The sequence below is a fragment of the Nonomuraea sp. NPDC003754 genome (assembly GCF_053605785.1).
The window spans coordinates 86,085-109,139 of the sequence record NZ_JBSGJX010000003.1; the positions used below are offsets into that span (position 1 = coordinate 86,085).

17 protein-coding genes are annotated in these 23,055 nt (G+C 70.3%); 8 read left to right on the forward strand and 9 right to left on the reverse strand.

All coding sequences use genetic code 11. The features are described 5' to 3' along the window. Window positions 1–26: 26 nt before the first annotated feature. Window positions 27–1,094: a magnesium/cobalt transporter CorA gene (gene corA, locus ACWEVS_RS04840; RefSeq protein WP_449915598.1), complete on the reverse strand. Its 1,068-nt coding sequence runs from the start codon at window positions 1,092–1,094 to the stop codon at window positions 27–29. Between the two features lie 493 nt (window positions 1,095–1,587). Between corA and purD the strand changes: the two genes are divergently transcribed. The 5 genes from purD (at window position 1,588) to ACWEVS_RS04865 (ending at window position 7,824) form a co-directional block, all read left to right on the forward strand. Next, window positions 1,588–2,808 carry a phosphoribosylamine--glycine ligase gene (purD, locus tag ACWEVS_RS04845; protein ID WP_452549963.1) on the forward strand — a complete coding sequence of 407 codons (1,221 nt, stop codon included), beginning with the start codon at window positions 1,588–1,590 and terminating at the stop codon, window positions 2,806–2,808. Beyond that, window positions 2,805–3,641, forward strand: a complete 837-nt coding sequence (locus ACWEVS_RS04850; RefSeq protein ID WP_452549965.1) for a phosphoribosylaminoimidazolesuccinocarboxamide synthase — start codon at window positions 2,805–2,807, stop codon at window positions 3,639–3,641. Before purD ends, ACWEVS_RS04850 begins: the two co-directional genes overlap by 4 nt. Window positions 3,642–3,743: 102 nt before the next feature. Then, on the forward strand, window positions 3,744–5,012 hold the full coding sequence (gene murA, locus ACWEVS_RS04855) for a UDP-N-acetylglucosamine 1-carboxyvinyltransferase (RefSeq protein ID WP_354920361.1): 1,269 nt from the start codon (window positions 3,744–3,746) through the stop codon (window positions 5,010–5,012). 164 nt (window positions 5,013–5,176) lie between these two features. After that, on the forward strand, window positions 5,177–6,466 hold the full coding sequence (locus ACWEVS_RS04860) for a transcriptional regulator (protein WP_354920364.1): 1,290 nt from the start codon (window positions 5,177–5,179) through the stop codon (window positions 6,464–6,466). A 389-nt stretch (window positions 6,467–6,855) separates the two neighbouring features. After that, window positions 6,856–7,824, forward strand: a complete 969-nt coding sequence (locus ACWEVS_RS04865; protein WP_452549967.1) for an EamA family transporter — start codon at window positions 6,856–6,858, stop codon at window positions 7,822–7,824. Window positions 7,825–7,938: 114 nt separating this feature from the next. Here the strand turns inward: ACWEVS_RS04865 and hisC are convergent, their stop codons facing one another. From hisC to ACWEVS_RS04895, 6 genes are all read right to left on the reverse strand, one after another. After that, a complete protein-coding gene (gene hisC, locus ACWEVS_RS04870; RefSeq protein WP_449915604.1) occupies window positions 7,939–9,006 on the reverse strand; it encodes a histidinol-phosphate transaminase in 1,068 nt (355 codons plus the stop codon). Window positions 9,007–9,159: 153 nt separating this feature from the next. Beyond that, window positions 9,160–9,825: an NUDIX hydrolase gene (locus tag ACWEVS_RS04875; RefSeq protein WP_354920373.1), complete on the reverse strand. Its 666-nt coding sequence runs from the start codon at window positions 9,823–9,825 to the stop codon at window positions 9,160–9,162. Window positions 9,826–9,835: 10 nt separating this feature from the next. Beyond that, window positions 9,836–11,608 carry a DUF4434 domain-containing protein gene (locus ACWEVS_RS04880; protein ID WP_452549968.1) on the reverse strand — a complete coding sequence of 591 codons (1,773 nt, stop codon included), beginning with the start codon at window positions 11,606–11,608 and terminating at the stop codon, window positions 9,836–9,838. A gap of 42 nt (window positions 11,609–11,650) precedes the next feature. Beyond that, window positions 11,651–12,739 carry a glycosyltransferase gene (locus ACWEVS_RS04885; protein ID WP_449915609.1) on the reverse strand — a complete coding sequence of 363 codons (1,089 nt, stop codon included), beginning with the start codon at window positions 12,737–12,739 and terminating at the stop codon, window positions 11,651–11,653. A 19-nt stretch (window positions 12,740–12,758) separates the two neighbouring features. Then, window positions 12,759–14,021, reverse strand: coding sequence for a nucleotide sugar dehydrogenase (locus ACWEVS_RS04890; RefSeq protein ID WP_449915610.1), 1,263 nt, complete (start codon window positions 14,019–14,021; stop codon window positions 12,759–12,761). A 103-nt stretch (window positions 14,022–14,124) separates the two neighbouring features. Further along, a complete protein-coding gene (locus ACWEVS_RS04895; protein ID WP_452549970.1) occupies window positions 14,125–15,777 on the reverse strand; it encodes a glycosyltransferase family 4 protein in 1,653 nt (550 codons plus the stop codon). Window positions 15,778–15,833: 56 nt separating this feature from the next. Between ACWEVS_RS04895 and wecB the strand changes: the two genes are divergently transcribed. From wecB to ACWEVS_RS04910, 3 genes are all read left to right on the forward strand, one after another. Then, the gene (gene wecB / locus ACWEVS_RS04900) at window positions 15,834–16,961 is read left to right on the forward strand and encodes a non-hydrolyzing UDP-N-acetylglucosamine 2-epimerase (RefSeq protein ID WP_354920387.1); all 1,128 of its coding nucleotides are present in this window, start codon (window positions 15,834–15,836) and stop codon (window positions 16,959–16,961) included. A 43-nt stretch (window positions 16,962–17,004) separates the two neighbouring features. Further along, window positions 17,005–19,035, forward strand: a complete 2,031-nt coding sequence (locus ACWEVS_RS04905; protein ID WP_452413035.1) for a glycosyltransferase family protein — start codon at window positions 17,005–17,007, stop codon at window positions 19,033–19,035. Window positions 19,036–19,988: 953 nt separating this feature from the next. After that, the gene (locus ACWEVS_RS04910; RefSeq protein ID WP_452549971.1) at window positions 19,989–20,576 is read left to right on the forward strand and encodes a hypothetical protein; all 588 of its coding nucleotides are present in this window, start codon (window positions 19,989–19,991) and stop codon (window positions 20,574–20,576) included. Here the strand turns inward: ACWEVS_RS04910 and ACWEVS_RS04915 are convergent. Together ACWEVS_RS04915 and ACWEVS_RS04920 are read right to left on the reverse strand one after the other, a co-directional pair. Next, the gene (locus ACWEVS_RS04915; RefSeq protein WP_452549973.1) at window positions 20,543–21,541 is read right to left on the reverse strand and encodes a response regulator; all 999 of its coding nucleotides are present in this window, start codon (window positions 21,539–21,541) and stop codon (window positions 20,543–20,545) included. The two genes, ACWEVS_RS04910 and ACWEVS_RS04915, sit on opposite strands and share 34 nt — an antisense overlap. After that, a complete protein-coding gene (locus ACWEVS_RS04920) occupies window positions 21,538–23,013 on the reverse strand; it encodes a histidine kinase (protein ID WP_452549974.1) in 1,476 nt (491 codons plus the stop codon). Before ACWEVS_RS04920 ends, ACWEVS_RS04915 begins: the two co-directional genes overlap by 4 nt. Window positions 23,014–23,055 lie beyond the last annotated feature (42 nt).

Here is a 23,055-nt window from a genome sequence, read left to right on the forward strand (position 1 = left end):
GTTACAGCGGAGGGCACGCGCGGCGGTCAGAGCCAGCCGTTACGGCGGAAGCCGCGGTACAGCAGCGTGCAGGCCATGACCATGACGCCGATCACCACGGGGTACCCCCACGTCTGCCGGAGCTCCGGCATGACGTCGAAGTTCATCCCGTAGATGCCCGCGATCATCGTGGGCACGCTGATGATCGCCACCCAGGACGAGATCTTGCGCATGTCCTCGTTGGCGAGGGTGTTGGAGCGGGCGAGCGCCGCCTGCAGGATCGAGTTGGCGAGCTCGTTGCTCGACTCGACCTGCTCGCACACCCTGGCCAGGTGGTCGCTGACGTCGCGGAAGTACTCGCGCATCTCGCTCGGGATGACGCGGCGCTGGGGCAGGGTGGCCATCGGGGCCTGCAGCGGGGTGACGGCGCGCTTCATCTCCAGCATCTCGCGCTTGAGCTGGTAGATGCGGTTGATGTCGCGGGAGCTGACGTCGGCGAAGACGGTGGCCTCGACCTCTTCGAGCTCGAGCTGCATCAGGTCGGCGACCTGGAGGTAGCGGTCGACCACGTGGTCGGAGATGGCGTGCAGGACGCCGGTGGGGCCGCGGTTGATCAGCTTGGGCTTGTCCTCGAGCTTCTCGCGCACCTCCGACAGCGGGCAGTGGTGGCCGTGGCGCACGGTCACGACGAAGTCGGCGCCGAGGAAGACCATGATCTCGCCGGTGGCGATGATCTCGCTGGTCGCGGTCAGCTCGTCGTGGTCGAGGTAGGCGATCGTCTTCAGCACCATGAACAGGGAGTCGCCGTAGCGCTCGATCTTGGGCCGCTGGTGGGCCTTGACCGCGTCCTCCACCGAGAGGGGGTGCAGGCCGAACACCTCGGCCAGCCACTCGACCTCGGGCGCCTCTGGCTCGTGGAGGCCGACCCAGACGAACGCCTTGGGTCCGTCGCTGTCGAGGTTGTGCTGCCGGACGAGCTTGAGCGACTCGACGATGCCGTCAGCGTCGATCTTCTTGCCGTTGACGTAGGCGCCGTACTCGACGATGGAGTCAACGGGGGGAACGCAGGAAGCACCCAGCGGCTTGGCCAGCTGGCGCGCGGTGTGCACGGGCACGGGGTGACGGTTGATGCGACGGAAAATGGTGGACGAGCGCATGGCAGTCCCTTCCCGCCCGACCTGGCACGGTCCACGCAGGACGAAAGATCACCTCAATCTGGAGATGCGTGGAGGCACGATCAGGCTGCCGAATTGGAGTGGTCGGGGGTGCGCACGATGATCGTGCGCGGGCGAGTACTGCTCGGATCACCAGGATTCATCCCGGACCACCTCCAATCACACAAGACGCCGCAAAGCCGACCCAAACTACCACAGGCCGGTAACCCCCCACACCTTACTCGGGTCAGACCGGCTGATCGCGTAGAACGTCACAAAGATTCGTCCCGATTCCCGCACATCCGCTCCTCGACCACGTGGCCACGCCTTCGTCCGTCCCGTGGCGCGGACCGCCCCGGGGGCGCTTCTCGACGGTTGCGGGAGCGGTGTCCCCGCGGCGGCGAGAAGGCCACGCGAGTGTGAGGGGCGCGGTGCGAGCTGGGAGAATGAGCGGGTGCGCGTTCTTGTGATTGGATCCGGCGGGCGGGAACACGCCCTGTGCCGCTCGCTCAAACTCGACCCCCAGGTTTCCGAGCTCCACTGTGCGCCGGGCAACGCCGGCATCGCGGAGATCGCGACCCTGCACGACATCGTCCCCACCGACCCCCAACAGGTCGCCGGGCTGGCCGAGAAGCTCGGCGCCGACCTGGTCGTCGTCGGGCCCGAGGCGCCGCTGGTGGCGGGCGTGGCCGACGCGGTCCGCTCGAGCGGGATCCCCTGCTTCGGCCCCGGACGCGAGGCGGCGATGATCGAGGGCTCCAAGGCGTTCGCCAAGGAGATCATGCAGGCCGCGGGCGTTCCCACGGCGCGGTCGCGCACCTGCGCGACGCGGGAGGAGGCCGAGGCGGCGCTCGCGGAGTTCGGCGCGCCGTACGTGGTCAAGGACGACGGGTTGGCGGCCGGCAAGGGCGTGGTCGTCACCGACGACCACGCCGCGGCGCTGGAGCACGCGGAGGCGTGCGAGCGGGTGGTGATCGAGGAGTTCCTCGACGGCCCCGAGGTGTCGCTGTTCGCGCTGTGCGACGGCGCGACTGCCGTGGCGCTGCAGCCGGCCCAGGACTTCAAGCGCGCCTACGACGGCGACCAGGGCCCGAACACCGGCGGCATGGGCGCCTACACGCCGCTGCCGTGGGCGCCCGAGGGCCTGGCGGAGCAGGTGATGCGCGAGGTCGTGCACCCGACCGTGAGCGAGCTGGCGCGGCGGGGCCTGCCGTACAACGGGGTGCTCTACGTCGGGCTGGCGCTGACGTCGAAGGGGCCGAAGGTCGTCGAGTTCAACGCGCGCTTCGGCGACCCCGAGACGCAGGTCGTGCTCGACCGCCTGGAGACGCCGCTGGCCGGGGTGCTCATGGCGTGCGCGACGGGCACGCTGGCCGAGCAGCCGCCGCTGGCCTACCGCGCCGGCTCGGCGGTGGCCGTCGTCGTCGCGGCGGAGAACTACCCGGCCGACCCGGTGAAGGGCGACGTGATCACCGGCCTGGAGCCGACGGAGCACGCCTACGTCCTGCACGCCGGCACGGCGGTCAAGGACGGCCGGACGGTCTCCGCGGGCGGCAGGGTGCTGGCCGTGGTCGGCACGGGTCCCGACCAGCAGAGCGCCAGGAACAACGCCTACGAGCTGGTCGGCAGGGTCAGGCTGCGCGGCTCCCACCACAGGACGGACATCGCCCGATGAAACACCTGCACTCCGGCAAGGTTCGCGACCTCTACGAGACCGACGAGGGCCTGCTGCTGATGGTCGCCTCCGACCGGATCTCGGCCTTCGACCACGTGCTGCGCCCCGACATCCCCGACAAGGGGGCGATCCTCACGCAGCTGTCGCTGTGGTGGTTCGAGCAGCTCAAGGACATCGTCCCCCACCACCTGGCCGGTCCCGCGCCCGACACGCGCAGCATGGTGTGCAAGCCGCTGCGCATGGTGCCGGTCGAGTGCGTGGCGCGCGGGTATCTGGCGGGCGGGGGCCTGGCCGACTACCGCCGCGACGGCGCCGTCTCCGGCGTACGGCTGCCGCAGGGCCTGGAGGACGGCTCGCGGCTGCCCGAGCCGATCTTCACCCCGTCCACCAAGGCCCCGGTCGGCGAGCACGACGAGCCGATCTCCTTCGACGAGGTGGTGGCGCAGGTCGGGGAGGAGACCGCGCACGAGATCCGCAGGATCACGCTCGCCGTCTACGAGAGGGGCGCGGAGATCGCCCGCGAGCGCGGCATCATCCTCGCCGACACCAAGATCGAGCTCGGCTGGGACGCCGACGGGGTGCTGACGCTGGGCGACGAGGTCCTCACGCCCGACTCCTCCCGCTTCTGGCCGCTCGACGAGTGGCAGCCGGGCCGCGCGCAGCCCTCATTTGACAAGCAATATGTCCGTGATTGGCTAACTTCGCCGGAATCTGGATGGGACAAATCATCCACTGAAGCGCCGCCGCCTCTTCCCGCCGAAGTGGTCGAGCGGACGCGCCGGCGCTATGTCGAGGCGTACGAACGCCTCACAGGACTCTCCTTTACCGGGTAGTCACGGGGCGAATCGGCCGGGTCACGCGTCCACAGCGGCTACTGTGGGCGCGGTCGAATCACTTTTACCCAGATCACTTTTACCGAGGGAGAGCGGAAGCGAATGGTCCGTTACCGCGTGCGCGGTGGCAACGCACTGCGTGGAACCGCGTTCATCCAGGGCGCGAAGAACGCCGTGCTGCCCATGATCGGCGCCGCCCTGCTCGCGGCCGAGGGCCGTACGGTCCTGCGCAACGTCCCGATCATCGAGGACGTGCGCCGGGCGGTCGAGCTCGCCCAGGCCGTCGGCGCGCACGTGGAGCTCCACGAGGCCGAGCGCACGCTGGTCATCGACGCCTCCAAGCTGACCAGCCCGATCCTGCCCGCCGAGATCGCCAGGCGCTTCCGCGGTTCGGTCCTGTTCACGCCCGCGCTGCTGCACCGGCTGGGTGAGGCCGTGGTCGAGGGCGTCGGCGGCTGCAACCTCGGCAGCCGCAACCTCGACTTCCACTACCTCGGCTACAAGCGCCTGGGCGCGATCGTCGACGAGAGCGAGACCGTCATCCACGTCAAGTCCTCCGGGCTGACGGGCGCGACCCTGTACCTCGACACCCCCTCCCACACCGGCACCGAGAACCTCATCATGGCCGCCGCGCTGGCCAGCGGCACGACCGTGATCGAGAACGCCGCGCTCGAGCCCGAGGTGCTCGACGTGATCGACATGCTCACCAAGATGGGCGCGAAGATCAGCGGCGGCGGCACCGGGTTCATCACCGTCGAGGGCGTCAGCGAGCTGCGCGCGGTCGAGCACACCGTGATGCCCGACCGGCTCGACGCGGGCGTGTTCGCCATGGCGGCGGTCATCACCGGTGGCGAGCTCAACCTCGTCGGCACCGGCCTCGACCTCGGCGTGGTCCGCTACAAGCTCGAGCAGATGGGTGTGGAGTTCGCCACCCAGGGCGCGGTGCTCAGCGTCCGCTGCCACCACAGCCCGCTGAAGCCGATCAACGTCATCACCGACACCTACCCCGGCTTCGCCACCGACCTGCAGTCGCCGATGATGACCGTGGCCTGCTTCGCCGACGGCATCAGCTACATCCACGAGCGCATCTTCGACGGCCGGTTCGCGCTGGCCGGCGAGCTCAACAAGATGGGCGCCGACGTCAGGGTCAAGGACAACGCCGCCACCGTCCACGGCCACACTCCACTCACCGGCACGCGGGTGACGGCCCACGATCTCCGCTCGGGAATCGCGCTCGTTCTGGCCGGGCTCGCCGCCGAAGGCGAGACGGTCATCGAGTCGGGCTATCTGATCGACCGTGGCCATGCGCATCTGGCCGAGCGAATGCGGGCCTTGGGCGCGGATATTATCCGCGAAGTTTCTCCGGCCTGAGCTGCTGAAACTCATTCCAGAGTCGCTTTCTGGAAAATTTGGGCGTGACATTATGGCCCTCGCGAGCGATCGTTCCAAAAGAGAGCACTGCAATGGACGGCAGGATGGGACGAACATTGGTCGAGCGGACCGAAGAGCCTCACCGAGTATCACGCCCGGGCGCCATGACACCGGACCTCACTATCGGTGTGGTCGGACCTCACGATCTGGTCGAGCGCGTGATGCTGATGGGTCATGCCGCGGCACCCCTTCCCTGCCGCCTCGTGGCCGCCGCCTACCGCGACGAGCAGGAGGCGGCGGACAAGGTCACCAGGCTTGGACCGGGGGTGGACGCGTGTCTGTTCGCCAGCCCGGTTCCCTATGACCTGGCAAGGCGGTCAGGGGTGCTGACGATGCCCGCGACGTATGTCCAGCTCGGCGGCGCCGCGCTGGTCGCCGCGCTGGCGAAGGCGGCGATCGACCCGCGGCTCGACCCGCAACGGGTGAGCATCGACGTGGTGTCACGCGCCGACGTCGAGGAGGCCTACACCGATCTGGGCATCCCGGCGACGGACGTGCACAGCCGCGACGAGCCGGGCGCCACCGGCACGATCGCGGCCTACCACGAACGGCTGGCCCGGCAGGGCGCGACGACGGGAGCGCTGACATGCCTTCCCGCGGTCGCGGACCGGCTGCACACCGCGGGCGTGCCCGTGATCAGGATCAGACCCACATCGGCGGCCGTGCGGTCCGCGCTGCATACCGCGGCGCTGCTCGGCGCCCACCACAGATTGGAGGAGTCACAACTCACCGTCGTACTCGTCGAGGTACCGACACTGCGGGAGCCCGTGCGCCGCGCGGCGCCCCGCTACTGGCGCGACGAACTGCGCCTGTCACTGCACCGCCTACTGGTCCAGGAGGCCAACAGGATCAACGCCACCGTCTGGCCCATCGACGACCACAGCTACCTGATCATCGCCACCCGTGGCTCGATCGCGTCCGCGACCGACGGCTTCCGTGTGCTGCCGTTCGCCGCCAGAGTGCGCGACGAACTCGGCCTGGCGGTCGAGGTGGGCGTGGGCATGGGCCGTACGACACATGACGCGGAATCCCACGCCCGTGCGGCGCTCGCGCGCTCGCAGGCGGGCAAGCAGGCACAGGGGTTCGCGGTCGATCGCGAGGGGAGAGCACTGATCCCCGCGCCGAGGATGCCCCCTCAGGGTTCGACGCCGCTCAAGCCGAAAGGCGTCGAGGTGCTCGCCAGGCTGGCGGCGAAACTGGAGGGGGGCGACACCGTGGTGGACGCCGAAGGGGCGGGGAAGATGCTCGGAGTCACTCCGCGCACCGCTCGGCGGTTGCTGCGCACGCTGGTTGACGAGGGACTCGCGTGGCCGCTTCCGCCGAACCGCACGCCCCAGCCGGGCCGTCCGCGCCAGCTGTACCGGTTGATCGTGGAGAAGCTCGGCCCGCGCTGACGTCACCACCAGTCCGGTCCGCCGCCCCCCTTCCCCTTCTCGGGGCGGCGGACCCCTACCTTTTCTGGGTTTCGTACGGCACGCCCGGCCCCGCGCCACCCCTGGCGCGGGGCCGCCGTCTGTCCAAGGGATACGCGTCACCGGGAGTGCGGGGCCGGGGTTTCCAACGGACGGCCATAATCGTCTGATCCGACAGCGCATCCCCCGGGCAGCCGTGATCGCCCGCTCCCCTACGCCTCCCCAGGGCTTGCGCGGAGGGCCGGGATCGCCTGCTCCGGCGGCGCATCCCCCGGGCTTGCGTGGGCGGCGCTGATCGCCTGGTCCGGCGGTCGTCCCCCCGGTGGGGGTGCCGTACACCGTCACATGGCCACTCGTTATTGTCAGTAGCTATGACACAGAACACCACTGACAAGCGGCTGCTCATCTGGGTGGCCCTGGGCATCGTCTACGTGGTGTGGGGGTCTACCTACCTCGGCATCGCCGTCGCCGTCGAGACAATCCCGCCCATGCTCAGCGGGGCCATGCGGTTCATCACGGCAGGCATCCTGCTGGGCGGGTTCCTGCTGGCCAAGAACGGGACCGCGGCGTTCAGGATGACCCGCAGGGAGTTGGCCGGCGCGGCGCTGGCGGGGTTGCTGCTGCTGACACTCGGCAACGGCCTGCTCGCCGTCGCCGAACAGCACATCTCCACCGGCCTGGCGGCGCTGCTCGTGGCCTCCGTGCCGCTGTGGCTGGTGATGTTCCGGTTCCTGGTCAGGGACCGGCCACAGGTGCTCACCCTGACGGGCGTGCTGATCGGCCTCGTCGGCGTGGCGGCGCTGTCGCTCACCGGCGGGCACGGCGCGAACTCGACGACCGGCACCATCATCGTGCTGATCGGATCACTGTCGTGGGCGGTGGGGTCGTTCCTGTCGAGCCGCATCTCGATGCCGGCCAACCCGTTCGCCGCCAGCACGGTCGAGATGATCGTCGGCGGCCTCGGACTCGCGGTGCTCGGCACCGGGCTCGGTGAGCGGACGGACCTGGCGGCGATCTCCGGCCGGTCGTGGGTGGGGCTGGCGTACCTGATCCTGGTGGGGTCGCTGGTCGGGTTCACCTCGTTCGTCTGGCTGCTGGGGAACGCGCCCATCTCGCTGGTGGCGACCTACGCGTACGTCAATCCCGCGGTGGCCGTCGCGCTCGGCGCGCTGGTGCTGGGCGAGCCGGTGACGCCGCGGATCCTCGGCGGCGGTCTCGTCATCCTGATCGGCGTCGCGCTGGTGATCACAACCGAGCGGAAGCGACCGCAGAGCGTCGGCGAACGCGTCGACGATGGGGCCGACGTCCGCCTCGGTGTGAGCGGTGGCCAGGAACCATAGGCCACGCGGCACCAGACCCTCCATGAGCTGCCTGCCACGCGGCACGAGACCCTCCGCCTGGAGTGACCACGCGAACCCGGGCCGCCTCCCGGCGGGACGGCCCGGACGGTCCCGTCAGGACTGGCGGAAGTCGGCCGCCGCCCGCAGGAAGGCGTCGTTGGCCTCGGGGGTGCCGATCGACACGCGCGCCCCCTCACCGGGGAACGGCCGCACCGCCACACCCTCGACCGCGCACGCCGCCGCGAAGTCCGTCGTGCGCTCGCCGAGGCGCAGCCACACGAAGTTGGCCTCCGTCGGCGGCACCGTCCAGCCCTGCGCGACGAGCGCCTCGCGGACCCTGGTGCGCTCCTTGACCACGAAGTCGACCCGGTCCAGCAGTTCCTTCTCGGCCTGCGTCTCCAGCGAGGCGATGGCGGCCAGCTGCGCCAGGTGGTTGACCGCGAACGGGACGATCGTCTTGCGGACGGCCGCGGCCACGGGCTCGTGCCCGATCAGGTAGCCCACGCGCAGCCCCGCCAGGCCGTACGCCTTGGAGAAGGTACGCAGGACGCACACGTTGGGCCGGTCGCGGTAGAGGGTGAGCCCGTCGGGGACGTCGGCGTCGCGGACGTACTCACGGTAGGCCTCGTCCAGCACCACCAGCACGTCGGAGGGGACCTTGTCGAGGAACGCCTCGAGCTCGGCGCGCCGGATGGAGGTGCCGGTCGGGTTGTTCGGGTTGCAGACGAAGATCATGGAGGTGCGGTCGGTGACGGCCGCCGCCATGGCGTCCAGGTCGTGGTCCTCGCCGGCCAGCGGCACCCGGACGGAGGTCACCCCGGCCAGGTCCGCCAGCAGCGGGTACGCCTCGAAGGAGCGCCAGGCGTAGATCACCTCGACGCCCGGCTCGCCGAACGTCTCGAACAGCTGCTGGGCCACGGTGACCGAGCCCGCGCCGAGCGCCACATGCTCGGCCGGCACCCCGTACCTGGCCGCGATCATCTCGGTGAGCTTGACCGCGCCAGGATCGGGGTACCGGTTGATCTGCCTCGCGCCCTCGGCGATCGCCTCGACGACCGACGGCAGCGGATCGTAGGGCGACTCGTTGGAGGAGAGCTTGTACGACCTGCCGTCGGCACTCACCACGGCCCTGCCCGCCTTGTACGGGGGCATAGTGTCAAGAATCGCACGGAATCGAGGCATGGCCTCATGTTAGTCGGCGGGAACGGCAGGCTTCTCGCTGGTCCACCCGGTCGACTTGACGATCGTGACGGAGGTCTTCGACGGACGTACACCTGTACTCCGCTGTACTCCGCCGATTCCCCGATCCGCCTTCACGTCCGCGCCGGGGCGCGACTACTCCTTGAGCGAGCGCAGCATCGGCGGGTGGAGCAGTTCGGCCGGCCCGCGGCGGTAGAGCTTGGCGGGACGGCCGCCGTCGCGGGTGGTGGTCCCGCCCGTCTCGACGAGGAACCCCTCGGCCTTGGTCACCTTGCGGTGGAAGTTGCGCGGGTCGAGCGGGCGCCCCCAGACGATCTCGTAGACGCGCCGCAGGTCGGCCACCGTGAACTCGGGCGGGCAGAAGGCCGCGCCGAGCGAGGTGTACTCCAGCTTGGCGCGCGCCCGCTCGATGCCGTCGAGCATGATGCGCCGGTGGTCGAAGGCCATGACGTTCAGCTCGGAGACGGGCACCCACGCCATGTGCGCCTTCTCCGAGGCGGGCAGGTCGGGAGCCAGCCCCAGGTAGGCCACGGACAGGACGCGCTGGCGCGGGTCGCGGTCGGGGTAGCCGTAGGTCTGCAGCTGCTCCAGGTGGACGGGCGCGCCGGGCAGGCCCGCGCGTTCGGCCAGGATGCGGCGGGCGGCGTCGGGCAGGTCCTCGTCGAGTTGGATGAAGCCGCCGGACAGCGACCATCGGCGCAGGAACGGCGGGTTGTCACGGCGCCACAGCAGAGCCGAGAGCGCCTGACAACGGACAGTGAGGACGACGAGGTCCACGCTGACCGGAACGGTGGGGACCATGCCAGGCACGTTACACGCTGACGCGCACGTGCAACGGCTCGGTGGCCTCCAGGCCCGTCGGTGAGCGCACCCCGACCTTGACCCAGACGCCGAGGGGCACCTGCGACCAGTCGAAGGGCACCCAGGCGACCACGATGCGGTCGGCCATGGCCTCGTTGGGCGCGTCGGTCGCGGAGATCAGCAGCTCGGCCGACCCGCCCGGCCAGGTCATCGTGATGGTGCCGCCCGGCTCCAGGTTGTAGCCGCGGACCTCGATGCCGTCCTCCTCGTTCGGCGAGGTCCTGACCGCGTCGACCGCGATGGGCCGCCGGTGGTCGGCCGTGACCTGCTCCTTGAGCGGGGAGTCGCCGCAGGTGAAGAAGTCGCTCCACATGTAGGAGACGACCTTCTGCACGTACCTGCCGGTCATCGCGACCGCCGCGTCGAGGCGCTTCTTGTCGGTCGCGCCGCGGGTGCCCTGCGGCTGGCACGGGGTGACGGCCGAGGGCTCGAACGACTCGACGTTCGCCCACAGGTCGACCTCGAAGCCCTCCTCGACGAGTTGCTCGCGGGCGAGGGCCATCTCACGGTAGTAGTCGCGGGTCGAGCCGTGGTAGGCGGTGTCGTAGGTGGTCTCCCCGACGACCGGGCGCAGGCGCGGGTCGACCTCCTCGTACCGCTGGTCGGGCCAGAACAGGCCGACCTTGCCGGTGCCCCTGCTGTCCTGGGGGGCGATGATGCCGACGCCCGACTTGGCCAGCGCCTTGAAGCCCTCGGCGACCTGCTTCGGGGTCTGGCCGAACCCCACCCGCTTGCGGGCGTCCATGTAGGGGCTGACCAGGATCGGCTTGCCGGGCAGCTCCTGTTCGATGATGACGTGCTGCTCGGAGTAGACCTGCAGGGTCGGGTTGGTGGCCATGGTGGCGCCCATCTGCAGCTCGAAGGGCTGGTAGAAGCCGCCGAGCGAGGCCCTGTCCTTGAAGCGGTCGCCGTAGTCCTGCAGGATCCTGCGGGTCAGCGTGACGAGCACGGGCATGTGCTTCTGGCTGGCCCTGGTCGCCACGTCCGAGTCGCGCGGCGCCATCGGCAGCGAGGGGAAGACCTGGATGCCGAACGTCTCGCCGAGGTCGAGCAGCTCCTCGAGGCTGTCCTTCTTCGCGCCGGCGATCAGGATCAGGTCGTAGGAGCGTCCCGTCTTGCTGAAGTCGCAGGTGGCGTCGTCGGAGCCGTCGGGCGCGGCGATGAGCCGGTAGTAGACCCGCTTGTGGCTCTCGATGGCGCGTTCCATCTGGGGGCAGCGGAACAGGCCCGGGCCGAACGCCTCGTCGGTCCGGTACACGAAGGTGCGGCCGATCCTGTTGCCGGGGTTGGCCCGCCTGAGGTCGTCCTCCGCCTCGGTCCAGCACCCCTCGCAGTCGGTGTAGCGCGGGTCGACCTCGCCGTCCCTGGTCAGGATCTGGCCGTCCCTGACCGGCCGGTACTGCAGGCCGTACCCGATCCTGATGACGGTGTCGCCGCCGGCGGCGTGGATCTCCTCCATCTGGTGCCGCCACGTGCACGGGTTGCTCGACGGGGTGATCCAGTAGCCGGTGATCGCGTACGGCTTGACGTCCTGCAGGTCGAAGGTGCCGCAGGAGTCCCTGAACTGCTTGGCGGTCGGCTGCGGCAACGCCTTCTTGGACGCGGAGGGCGCGGCCGAGGCCCGGGTGTCGACCGCGGTCGGCTCCTTGTCGGGAAGGACCATGACCACCGCCGCGATGGCGGCCAGGATCGCGGCACCCAGAAGCACAGTGAGCCAGCGCACGTTCAGGAACCTACCGCCCTCGTGATCAGCAGGGGATAAACGCTACTTCTTGACGCCGGCCCAGGACTCCAGTTGGGCGACGAACCTGCGTGCCGAGTTCGGCCAGTGGTGGTTGGCGCGGGCCGCGGCGTAACCGCGGGCCCCCATCGCGTGCCGTTCGCGCTGGTCGTCCCTGAGTGACAGGACGGCCTGCGCCACGGCCTTGGGGTCCTCCCACGGCACGACCACGCCGCTGGAGTACCGCTCGACCAGCTCCACCGCGCGCGGCGAGGGAGTCGTTATCACGGGGATCCCGTGCGCCATGTACTCCACGATCTTCGTGGGCATGGAGTGGCGGTAGTTGGGCTCGTCGTGCAGGAGCGACAGCCCGGCCAGCGCGCCGTCGAGCCGCTTCAGCGCCTCGTCGTTCGGCATGAAGTCACGCCACTCCAGCACGCCGTCGGCCACCGCCTGGTTGAGCGCGGGCCGCGACTGCGGGTCGGCGTAGCCGATCAGTTCGACCGCCACCTTGTACGGCTGCAGCAGGCGGCCGACCTCGATCGCCTCCTGGACGCCGCGCGCCCTGGACAGCCAGCCGAGGTAGACGACCCTGTCGTCGCCGGGCGGCGTCACGTCGTCGGGCACCCACGTCTCGTTGGGGACGATGAGGTGGGCGTGCTTGAACCTGCCCGCGTAGGCGGTCTCCGCCAGCAGCAGGTGCAGTCCCCGCTCGGCGGTGCCCTCCAGCAGGCGGGCCAGGAAGCGCACCGGCGGACGCAGGAACGACGGCAGCCAGGGCTTCAGCGACAGCGTGGCCGGGGTGTCCTCGTGCACGTCCCAGACCACGGGCGGCCTGCGGCGCATGCCCCAGACCGAGAACAGCAACTCGGGGTCGTGGATGAGGACGAGGTCGACCTTGTCACGCAGGCGCTTGAACGCCCTTCGCGCCTCCCACACGGCCCGGATGCGCTTGCGCTGGGCCGCCCTGGGCAGGTCGATGGCGTTCACCCACGGTCTGGCGACCACGCCGTGGGCGGAGAAGGACGCCGCGTACGTGACCTCATGACCGGCATCCACGAGAGCGCGGATCTGCCGGTGCAGGATCCGGGCGTCCTCGGGGTTATGCACCACCGTCATGACGAGCACGTGCACTGCGCGCAGCCCCCTGTCGCTACAGCCGCTCGACGCGTTCACCCTCGGCGAGCACGCCGCGGGTGTCCAGCACGAGCCTGGCGTTCTCCTCGACCATGTCGAGGTCGAAAGCGGCGTGCTGCTGCAGCAGCAGCGTCACGTCCGCGGTCACGACGGCCTCGGCCAGGTCCTCCTCACGCGGCACCGCGGTGCCGTCAACCGACCACTCCTTGACGTAGGGGTCCACGAACGTGAGCTCCGCGCCCAGCTCCAGCAGCGCCCGGGCGACGGGCAGGGCGGGGGTCTCGCGCTCGTCGGCGATGTCCGGCTTGTAGGTGACGCCGAGCAGCACGACCTTGGCGCCGTTCACGGCCTTGCGGTGCCGGTTGAGCAGGCGCTGGACGCGGTTGACCACGTACGCGGGCATCCGCTCGTTGATCTCCTGCGCCAGCTCGACGAACCGGAACGGGTAGCCGAGCTTGCGGACCGTGTACGACAGGTAGCCGGGGTCCACGGGGATGCAGTGGCCGCCGACGCCGGGTCCGGGAAGGAACTTCTGGAAGCCGAACGGCTTGGTCGCCGCGGCCTCGATCGCCTCCCACAGGTCGACGCCGAGCTCGTCGCAGAAGATCGCCATCTCGTTGACGAGGGCGATGTTGACGTGCCGGTAGGTGTTCTCCAGCAGCTTGGCCATCTCGGCCTCGCGGGTGCCGCTGACCGGCACGATCTGCTCGATGAACTGGCCGTAGAAGGCGGCGGCCCGGTCACGGCAGGTGTCGGTGTAGCCGCCGACGACCTTGGGGGTGTTGCGCAGGCCGTACTTGGGGTTGCCGGGGTCGATGCGCTCGGGAGAGAAGGCGAGCTGGAAGTCGACGCCGGCGACGAGACCCGAGGTCTCGAGCAGCGGCCTGGCCACACCGTCGGTGGTGCCGGGGTAGGTCGTGGACTCCAGGACGACGAGGGTTCCGCGGCTGAGGTTGCGCGCGACCGCCTTGGTCGCGCCCTCGACCGCCGACAGGTCGGGACGGTGGTCCTCGTCCAGCGGCGTGGGAACGCAGATGACGATCGTGTCGCTGGCTGCCAGCACCGATTCGTCGAGCGTGGCGCTGAAGCCGTTGGCCAGCATGTGCTCGAGGTCGGCGTCGGTCAGGTCGTCGATGTAGGACTGACCGGCGTTGAGCGCGTCGACCTTGCGGGGGTCGACGTCCACGCCGACGACCCGCAGGCCTGCCGCCACGGCCTCCTTGGCCAGCGGCATGCCGACGTAACCCAGGCCGATGACTGCCAGGTCGAAATCCGTCACGACATCGCCTTAGAACACTTCATGGTGGCAAAGGTTATCTCAAGTCCACCTAGCTCACGCCTAATGCGACCGAACCCGTCAGAACCGACAGCGAACTTGTAGGTCATCGTTCTTCAAGCGTTCGGTAAAGGTCACGATAAGTCTCGGCAACGCGGCTCCATGTCCGCTTTGCTGCCACTTCCGCCTTTCCAGCCTCACCCATCTCAGCTCGCCTGGCCGGGTCCTGTCGCAGGTCGGACAGCGCCTTGGCGAGCGCCTCCGGGTCGCCGGGCGGGACCAGCAGACCCGCGCCCTCGGAGCCGACGAGCTCGGACAGCGCGGGCAGATCGCTCAGCACGACGGGCTTGCCGAGCGCCATCGCCTCGACGGGTTTCAATGGCGTAACGAGCCGGCACACCCTCAGGTCCTCGCGGGGGCAGACGAAGATGTCGATCGCCGCCTGCGCCTGCAGCGCCTCCTCGGGGCCCACCCGGCCCGGCAGGATGGCGTTGTCGAGGCCGAGCTCATCCACGAGCGCGAGCAGGTTGTCCCGCTCGGTGCCGTCGCCGACGATGAGGACCCTGACGTCCTTCCTGAGCAGCGCGCCCGCCCGCAGCAGGGTCGCGAAACCCTCGTAGGCCACGATGCTGGAGACCGAGCCGACCACGATCTCGTCGTCGCCGATGCCCATCGACCGGCGGAAGGCCTCGCCGTCGTAGTCGGCCGTCAGCAGCGAGTCGTCCACCGCGTTGGGCGCCAAACGGATCTTCTCGCGCGGCACGCCGCGCTCCACGATCTCCTGCGCCATGGTCTCGGCCAGCGTGACCACCGCGTCCGCCTCGCGCATCAGGAACGCCTCACGCTCGCGCTGGAGGACGTGCCGCTCGCTGCCGATGCGGATCGGGTCGCGCGAGGCCCAGGTCTCCTCCAGGAAGCCGCGCACCTCGTAGACGAACGGCGTGCCCGTCCGCTCGCGGACCGCGTACGCCATCGACCCGTTGCGGTGGTCGGTGGCCGCGTGCAGCACCTGCGGCCGCAGCGTGGCGACCAGCTCGGTGACGCGCTCGGCGCCCAGGATGATGCGCCCCCGCGTCTCGAACGGCATCTCCTGCCGCCCGTCAGGCAGCAGCCGGTGGTACGGGATGCCGTCGAGCTCCTCGAACGGCGCGGCGTCCGCGTGGCCCTGCAGCATCGGCCAGCCCCAGCTGGTCACGACGTGCGGGTCGAGGCCCTTCTCCTTCTGCGCGGTCACGATCCGGTGCGTGCGCACCGTGTAACCCGCCTGCGTGTACGGCAGGGCGTTGGTGACCATGTGCAGCACCCGACCGGCCACGCGCTCGGTGATCGCCACCTTGGGACGCGGCGGGATCGGGTCAGGGCTGATCGCGGCCAGCTCGCCCCGGTAGTAGGCGGCCCTGCGCTTCACGAAGGGGTACTTGGCGTGCGGCTCGAGGACCTCGGCCGCCTCGGTGACGCGTCCGGCGTCCCAGTGCGCCTTGGCCTCGTTCCACGGCGCCTTGACCACGCGCATGCCGACCTTGCGGACGGCACGCCGTACCTTGCGGGCGGCCGGCCAGGCGACCCGGCCCACGACGGGGCGCAGCCTCGGCGGGAGCGCGTCGGCGGCGGCTTGGGCGACCCGGACGGGGTCGGATTTCACCTTCGCGACGACGACGCGGGAAACGATGACCGGATGCTGGATGAAGCCCTTGAGAAGTCCACCGACTCCGGCCCTGGCCGACTTGGCGGAAACCTTTGGTCTGGCGTCGGATACCACGCGGTGACCGTACCATAGGCAACGTTTTTCCCCTTCCGCTATGAAAGGCGAGGTAGATGAGGGAGAACCCCCTGGTCCTCCATGTCCTCGGCGCCCGTCCCAACTTCGTGAAGGCCGCCCCCGTGGTCCGCGGACTCGACGAGCTGGGCGTGCGGCAGGGCATCATCCACACCGGTCAGCACTACGACGCGCTGATGTCGGACGTCTTCTTCGCCGACCTCGGACTCCCCGCACCCGTCGCGAACCTCGGAGTCGGATCGGGAACGCACGCCAAGCAGACCGCGGCCCTCCTCGTCGGCCTCGAGGAGGTCTTCCTGGCGCAGGAGCCCGACCTCGTGATCGTCTACGGGGACGTCAACTCCACGCTGGCCGCCATCCTCGTCTGCGCCAAGCTCGGCGTCGCCACCGCCCACGTCGAGGCGGGCCTGCGCTCCTTCGACCGCGGGATGCCCGAGGAGGTCAACAGGATCGTCACCGACTCGCTGTCGGACCTGCTGTTCGCCACCTCGCCCGAAGCGCTGTCGTACCTGGCCGCCGAGGGCGTGCCCGCCGCCAGGACGCATCTGGTCGGCAACCCGATGATCGACAGCCTCTTCGCCGCGCTCCCCTCGCTCGACCCCGCGCCCGTCGTCGAACGGCTCGGTATACCTTCTCGCTATGCCGTGGCCACGCTGCACCGCCCGGCGAACGTGGACACGCCCGAGGCCGCCCGCGAGCTCGTCTCCGCCGTCCTCGAGGTCGCCGCGCAGGTCCCGCTGGTCGTGCCGATGCACCCGCGCGGGCGCGCCCAGCTCGCCGCGGTCGGCCTGGTCGACGGGCCCGACGTCAAGGTCGTCGACCCGCTCGGATACGTCGACTTCCTCTCGCTCGTGCGGGGCGCCGCGCTGGTCGTGACCGACTCGGGCGGCGTGCAGGAAGAGACCACGATGCTCGGCGTGCCGTGCCTCACCGTCAGGCCCAACACCGAGCGGCCGATCACCGTCACCCACGGCACCAACAGGCTCGTCACCCCCGCGGCGCTGGCCGCCGCCGCGTCCAAGGCGCTGTCCGACGGGGCCACGACCCCGGCCGGGGAACTGCCCGTGCTGTGGGACGGCGCCGCGGGGCCGAGGATCGCGCGGGTCATCGCGTCGTGGCTGAAGGGGGAGAACCTCTCACCGGCCTCACGAAACGGGCGGCAGTAGCCGTACCATGACAGACCTCCTTTGACTTAGTGAGGACGAGCGGATGTCTTCAGAAGAGCCGACCTTCCAGCGACTCGGGCCGATCAACTGGCTCCCTGAGGAGCGCAAGCTCGTCGAGAGATACGAAGAGGAGATCAAGGAGCTGCGGCGGCGGCTGGAGATCGCCGAGGCCCGCGCCGAGTACGCCACCTGGAAGCTGCAGGCCACGCAGACCAAGCGCGCGTTCAAGCTGGGCGAGGCGCTGACGTCCAAGAACCCGGGCAAGGTCGTGGCGGCGGTGCGCTCGAACGAGAAGGCGCCCGCCGCGCCGACACCGGTCTCGACGGTCACCGAGGCGGCGGGCAAGCGCCCGCCGCTGGTCGAGGTGCCGACGGTCAAGTGGCCCACCGGGCCGATCAACCGGCCCGACCTGAAGGTCGCCGTCATCCTGGACGACTTCTCCAGGATGGCCTTCCGCTACGAGTGGGACCAGATCGAGTTCGGCCTGCGCGACTGGCCGGAGATCTTCGCCGAGAAGCGGCCCGACCTGCTGTTCTGCGAGTCGGCCTGGCACGGCAACCAGGGCCGCTGGCGGTACCAGATGACCGGCACCAACGCGCCCAAGCAGGAGCTGCGGGACCTGGTCGCGTGGTGCCGCGCCGAGGGCATCCCCACGGTCTTCTGGAACAAGGAGGACCCGCCCAACTTCGACTTCTTCATCGACACGGCGAAGCTGTTCGACTACGTGTTCACCTGCGACGGCGACATGATCCCGAAATATCGTGAAGTTCTGGGACATGACCGGGTGGACGTCCTGCAGTTCGCCGCCCAGCCCCGCGTGCACAACCCCATCCAGCAGAAGCAGGGACGCCTGCACGACGTGGTCTTCGCGGGCATGTACTTCCGCGACAAGCACCCCGAGCGCCGCGAGCAGATGGAGACCGTGATCGACCCGATCAGGGAGCTCGGCCTGCACATCTTCGCGCGCAACGGCTCCGTCGACGACAAGTACGCCTGGCCCGAGAAGTACCGGCCGCACATCGTGGGCGAGCTCCCCTACGACCAGATGCTCGCGGCCTACCGGATGTACAAGGTCTTCCTCAACGTCAACTCGGTGCTCGAGTCGCCCACCATGTGCGCGCGCCGCGTCTTCGAACTGTCCGCGTGCGCCACCCCCGTCGTCTCCGGCTGGTCCCGCGCCATCGAGGAGACCTTCGGCCCGCTCATCCCCATCGCCCGCGAGCCCATCGAGTCCTTCAACCAGGTGCTCCACCTGATCAACAGCCCCGAGCTGCGCGCCCGCATGGGCCACCTCGCCATGCGCGAGGTCTTCGACAAGCACCTGTTCTCCCACCGCGTCGACCAGATCCTCGGCCTCATGGGCCACCCGGTCGAGTCGCGCTCGCGCGCCATCTCCGTCGTCCTGCCGACCAACCGCGCCGCGCAGATCGAACACGCCATCAGCTCCGTCGCCCGGCAGCGCCACCGGCCGCTCCAGTTGGTCATGGTCCTGCACGGCCTCGACATCGACCCCGTCGTCGTCGCCGACAAGGCCCGCATGGCGGGCATCTCCGACGTCGTCGTCCTGCCCGCCGCCGCCGACATGTCCCTGGGCGCGTGCATGAACCTGGGCATCGCCGCCGCCGACGGCGAACTCGTCGCCAAGATGGACGACGACAACCTGTACGGCGAGCACTACCTGTCCGACCTGGTGCGGGCCTTCGACTACTCCGACGCCGAACTCGTCGGCAAGGGCGCCCACTACACCTACTTCGAGGGCACCAACACGACCATGCTGCGCCTGCCCGGCCTCGAACACCGCTACACGTGGCTGGTGCAGGGCGGCACGTTCCTCGGCAAGGCCGACATGTTCCGCTCGTACGGTTTCGCGGACATCACCCGCGGCGAGGACACCCACCTGGTGCGGCGGCTGAAGGAGGACAAGGTCAAGATCTACTCGGCCGACCGGTTCAACTTCGTGTACTGGCGCAGCGCCGACTCGGCGATGCACACGTGGCAGGCCGACGACATCAAGCTGAACCGGGTCGCCCAGTTCTCCTTCGTGGGCCACCCGGAATCCCACGTCATGCTCTGACCCGCACGAGCGCCCGACGGCAGGAGCCGCCACGTCGGGAAACGCCCACGCCGTCGACCTCGGCCGCTCCACGCGGCCGACGCACGTCCGGGGACGTCACGCTGGGCGTACGGCTCGGCGTGGGCGCGCATCGTACGGCTCGGCGTGGGCGCGCATCGTACGGCTCGGCGTGGACGCGGGCTGTACGGCTCGGCGTGGACGCGGGCCGTGGACGCGGGCCGTACGACTCGGCGTGGACGCGGGCCGTACGACTCGGCGTGGACGCGGGCCGTACGACTCGGCGTGGACGCGCATCGTACGACTCGGCGTGGACGCGCATCGTACGACTCGGCGTGGACGCGCATCGTACGGCTCGGCGTGGGCGCGCACCGCACGCTTGACGTCGCATCAGCGGGTGGTAGAGGGGCCCCGTCGCCGAGCGAGCCCCTCCAGCACGATCGGTCAGCGCTCGTCCGGCGGCCTGAACAGGACTCGTTCTTCCACGTAGCAATCGCAGTTGCCGCAGCCTGGGACCACGTCGATCTCCCCTCACCCGTCTTCCTCGACCGTACGACAGGCGGCCGTCTCCCGGGCTGACCGCGAGGGTCAGACTCGCGTTCTCACCCTCGCGTCGATCGGCAGGACGGTGCGTGGGGCCGGCCGACCGTGGCAGCACCGTCAACGGGACGCCGCTGGTGCTGTGGGACTGCCACCTCGATCTCGACCAACGGTGGCGTGGACTCCCTCAGGCTCACCTTGGTGGTCCCCCTCGGGCTCACCTTGGGGACTCCCTCAGACTCACCTTGGGGACTCCCTCAGACCCACCTTGGCGATCTCCCTCGGGCTCACCTTGGGGACTCCCTCGGGCTCCCGTCGGTGGACTCCCTCGGGCGAGGGAGGTGCGAGGCGGCGCCGTCCGCGACAGTCGTGGTGTCAGTCCATGCTGTCCACTCCACCAGATCGGAGAGATCATCGTGATCAAGACGGCTGCTCGACTCGTCGCCGTCGTGGCGCTGGCCGCCACGACGACCGCCACCGGCACGGCGAGCGCGGCGGCGGCATCAGCCGGGAGCATCCGTGTCGCCACGACCACCGCCGGCATCAAGGGATGGGCGCGCATGCACTTCCCCGCCCCCGGCAACGACATCCGGGTCACGGTTGACGCGCACGGTGAGTTCACCGCCGCCAGCCCCGCCTTCCCGACCCGGGCGTGGGGGACGTTCCGCATCTACCACGCGGTCAAGGAGCCGGGAAAGCCGCGCCAGGTCAACTGGGGTGAGGTCAAGGTCGACTGCCTGACCACCGGCGGCCCCGTCGCCACCGTGACGGGCACGCTCGTCCGGGTGACTCCCGGCGGGCCCTGGGAGGACCTGCTGAAACGGCGCGTGCGCATGGGGGTGAGCTTCTACGTCGCCCCGAAGGGCGCGGGCCCCAGCATGATCGGGCTGGCCGGGGCGACGGCGGAGGGAGAGCCGCTCCTGACCAGGTGCATGGCGCCGGCGCCCGACTCACCGGTGATCAAGGGCGGCTACACCCTGGAGGAGAAGGGGCCGCTCGGCTGATCCCACGCCTCGGCGCCCGCGAAGACGAGACCGAGCTCGTAGGCGAGGACCGCCGCCTGGGTGCGGTCGCGGGCGCCGAGCTTGTCCAGGACGTTGCGGACGTGCGTCTTGACCGTCTCCTTCGACACGTACAGCGCGGCCGCGATCTCGGCGTTGTTCTGGCCGTGGGCGATCTGCCGCAGGACGTCCAGCTCGCGCGGGGTCAGCTCCACCGGCACCCGCCACGTCGCCCCGGCGCTCCCCGCCGAACCGCGCCACCATCCACGCCCCGGCAGCCGATCGCCCGCACGCCCGCCCAGTCCTGACCGGCGATTCCCATCACGACCGCGCCCCGCCTCACCAGCCCTCCCCAGGTCACGTCCCGCCTCCACGGCCCGCCCCAGATCGCGCCCCGTGTGACCGGCCGGTCCCTGGCCGCGCCCCGCCTGACCGGCCCGCCCCAGGTCGCGTCCCGTCTGGCCGGGTGGTCGCAGGTCAGGTCCCGCCGGCTCCCTCATGGCCGGGCCGCTGGTCCCCTGGCCCGGAACGCGTCCGGGTGTAGGGGAGCCTGCCGTACCGAGATGGTGGGCGGCGATGCGGCGCAGCGCGTCGGGGAAGAGCACCGCGTCGCGGGAGTGGACCAGCCGGACGGCGTCCACCAGCTCGCTCGCCGGGGCGCGTTTGAGCACGTAGCCGGCCGCGCCGGCGCGCAGGGCGCCCCAGACCAGCTGGTCGTTCTCGAACGTCGTGACCACCACGACCCGGGTCGCGGGCGAGCGTCGGGCCAGCTCCTGGGTGGCGGCGAGGCCGTCCATGCGGGGCATGCGGACGTCCATGAGGACGACGTCCGCGCCGAGACCTGCCTCGACGGCCTCGCGACCGTCGGACGCCTCGCCGACGACCGCGATGTCGTCGTGGAGGGAGAGCATCGCGGCCCATCCCGAGCGGATCAGCTTCTCGTCGTCGGCCAGGACGACCCTGATCACAGCGGCAGCGTCGCCTGGATGCGCCACGTGCCGTCCACCTCCTTCTGATGGGTACAGGTGCCGCCGACGAGGCGGGCCCGCATCCGCATACCGGTCAGGCCACGCCCGGCCCTGCCGGAGGCCCCTGGCACCTCCGGCGCACCTGGTGGATCCGACGCCCCCAACCCGCCCGACGCACCGGACACCCCCCGCGAACCCACCACGCCAGGCGCGCCCGGCGCACCGGAGACGCCCGAGACGTCCGGGATGACCGCCACCTCCGGGATGACCGCCACCTCCGGGATGACCGCCACCTCCGGGATGACCGCCACGTCAGGGATGCCCAGCGCGTCAGGGGTGCCCGGTACCTCCGGGATACCCGGCGCCTCCGGGATACCCGGCACTTCCGGGATGCCTGGCACATCCGGGATGCCTGGCACATCCGGGATGCCTGGCACATCCGGGATGCCTGGCACATCCGGGATGCCTGGCACCTCCAGGATGCCTGGAGGGGTCGCAGTGCCGCGGAAAGCCGTGGCGGCCGTAGGAGCCGATGTCGCGTTCTCCACGGTCAGCACCAGGGTGTCGGTGACGGCGATGTCGAGGGTGATCGGCCCGTACCCGTGGCGGAGGGCGTTCGTGAGCGCCTCCCTGGTGATCGCGTAGGCCGCGCGGGAGGTCGCCCCCGGCACCCGGTCGAGACGGTCGACGCTCGCCCGCACGTCCACACCACGGGTGAGCGTGCCGAGCGCGTCCAGCGTGGGCCCCTGCCCGGCGTCGCCGTCGTCGAGCACCCCGAGCAGCACGTCGAGGTCCTGCTGGGCGTCGCGCGCGGTGGCCATCAGGTGCTCGAGCGACTGGCCGGCGGTGGCGACGTCCGTCTGCCTGCGCTGCAGCGATGCCTGGGCGGCCATGGCCTGGACCAGGACGACGCTGAGGGCGTGGCCGACCGAGTCGTGCAGTTCCAGGGCGAGGCTCTCGCGCCGGCCGAGCTCCTCGATCGTGCGGGACGGCTCGGCGTGCAGGAGGCGGCGCGCCGCCCACCGCTGGGCGAACCCGGCGGCGACCAGCGCGGCCAGCGTGGCGGCGGCCAGGAGGGGTATCGGGGCCATCGCGCCGGGATCCGCGGTCCAGAGCCCCAGGTCGCCGAGCTTGACCAGCCCGGGTGCCAGCAGCAGGACGCCCGCGCTGAGCGTGGCGCCGCCGTACAGGTGCAGGCTCGTCAAGGCGAGGAGGTAGAGGCGGTCGGCCCGCTCGGGCACCTCGACGCCGAGCAGTTCCGACAGCGCGGCCACCTCGATGCGCCGCGTCAGCGGCACCGCGGCGAGCAGCACCGAGGCGGGCAGGCACGCCGCCCACAGCGCCAGGACGCGTCCCGGCGTCACCTCGGTCATGATCACTATGCCGAGCGCCACGGCCACGGGAGTCAGCAGCGCGGCGCCCAGCAGCTGGTAGGTGCCCGCTCCGACAGCGCGGGCGATACGGCCTCTCACGTGGAGCGACGCTAGCCGACGCGGCGTGGCGTGGCCTCCCTC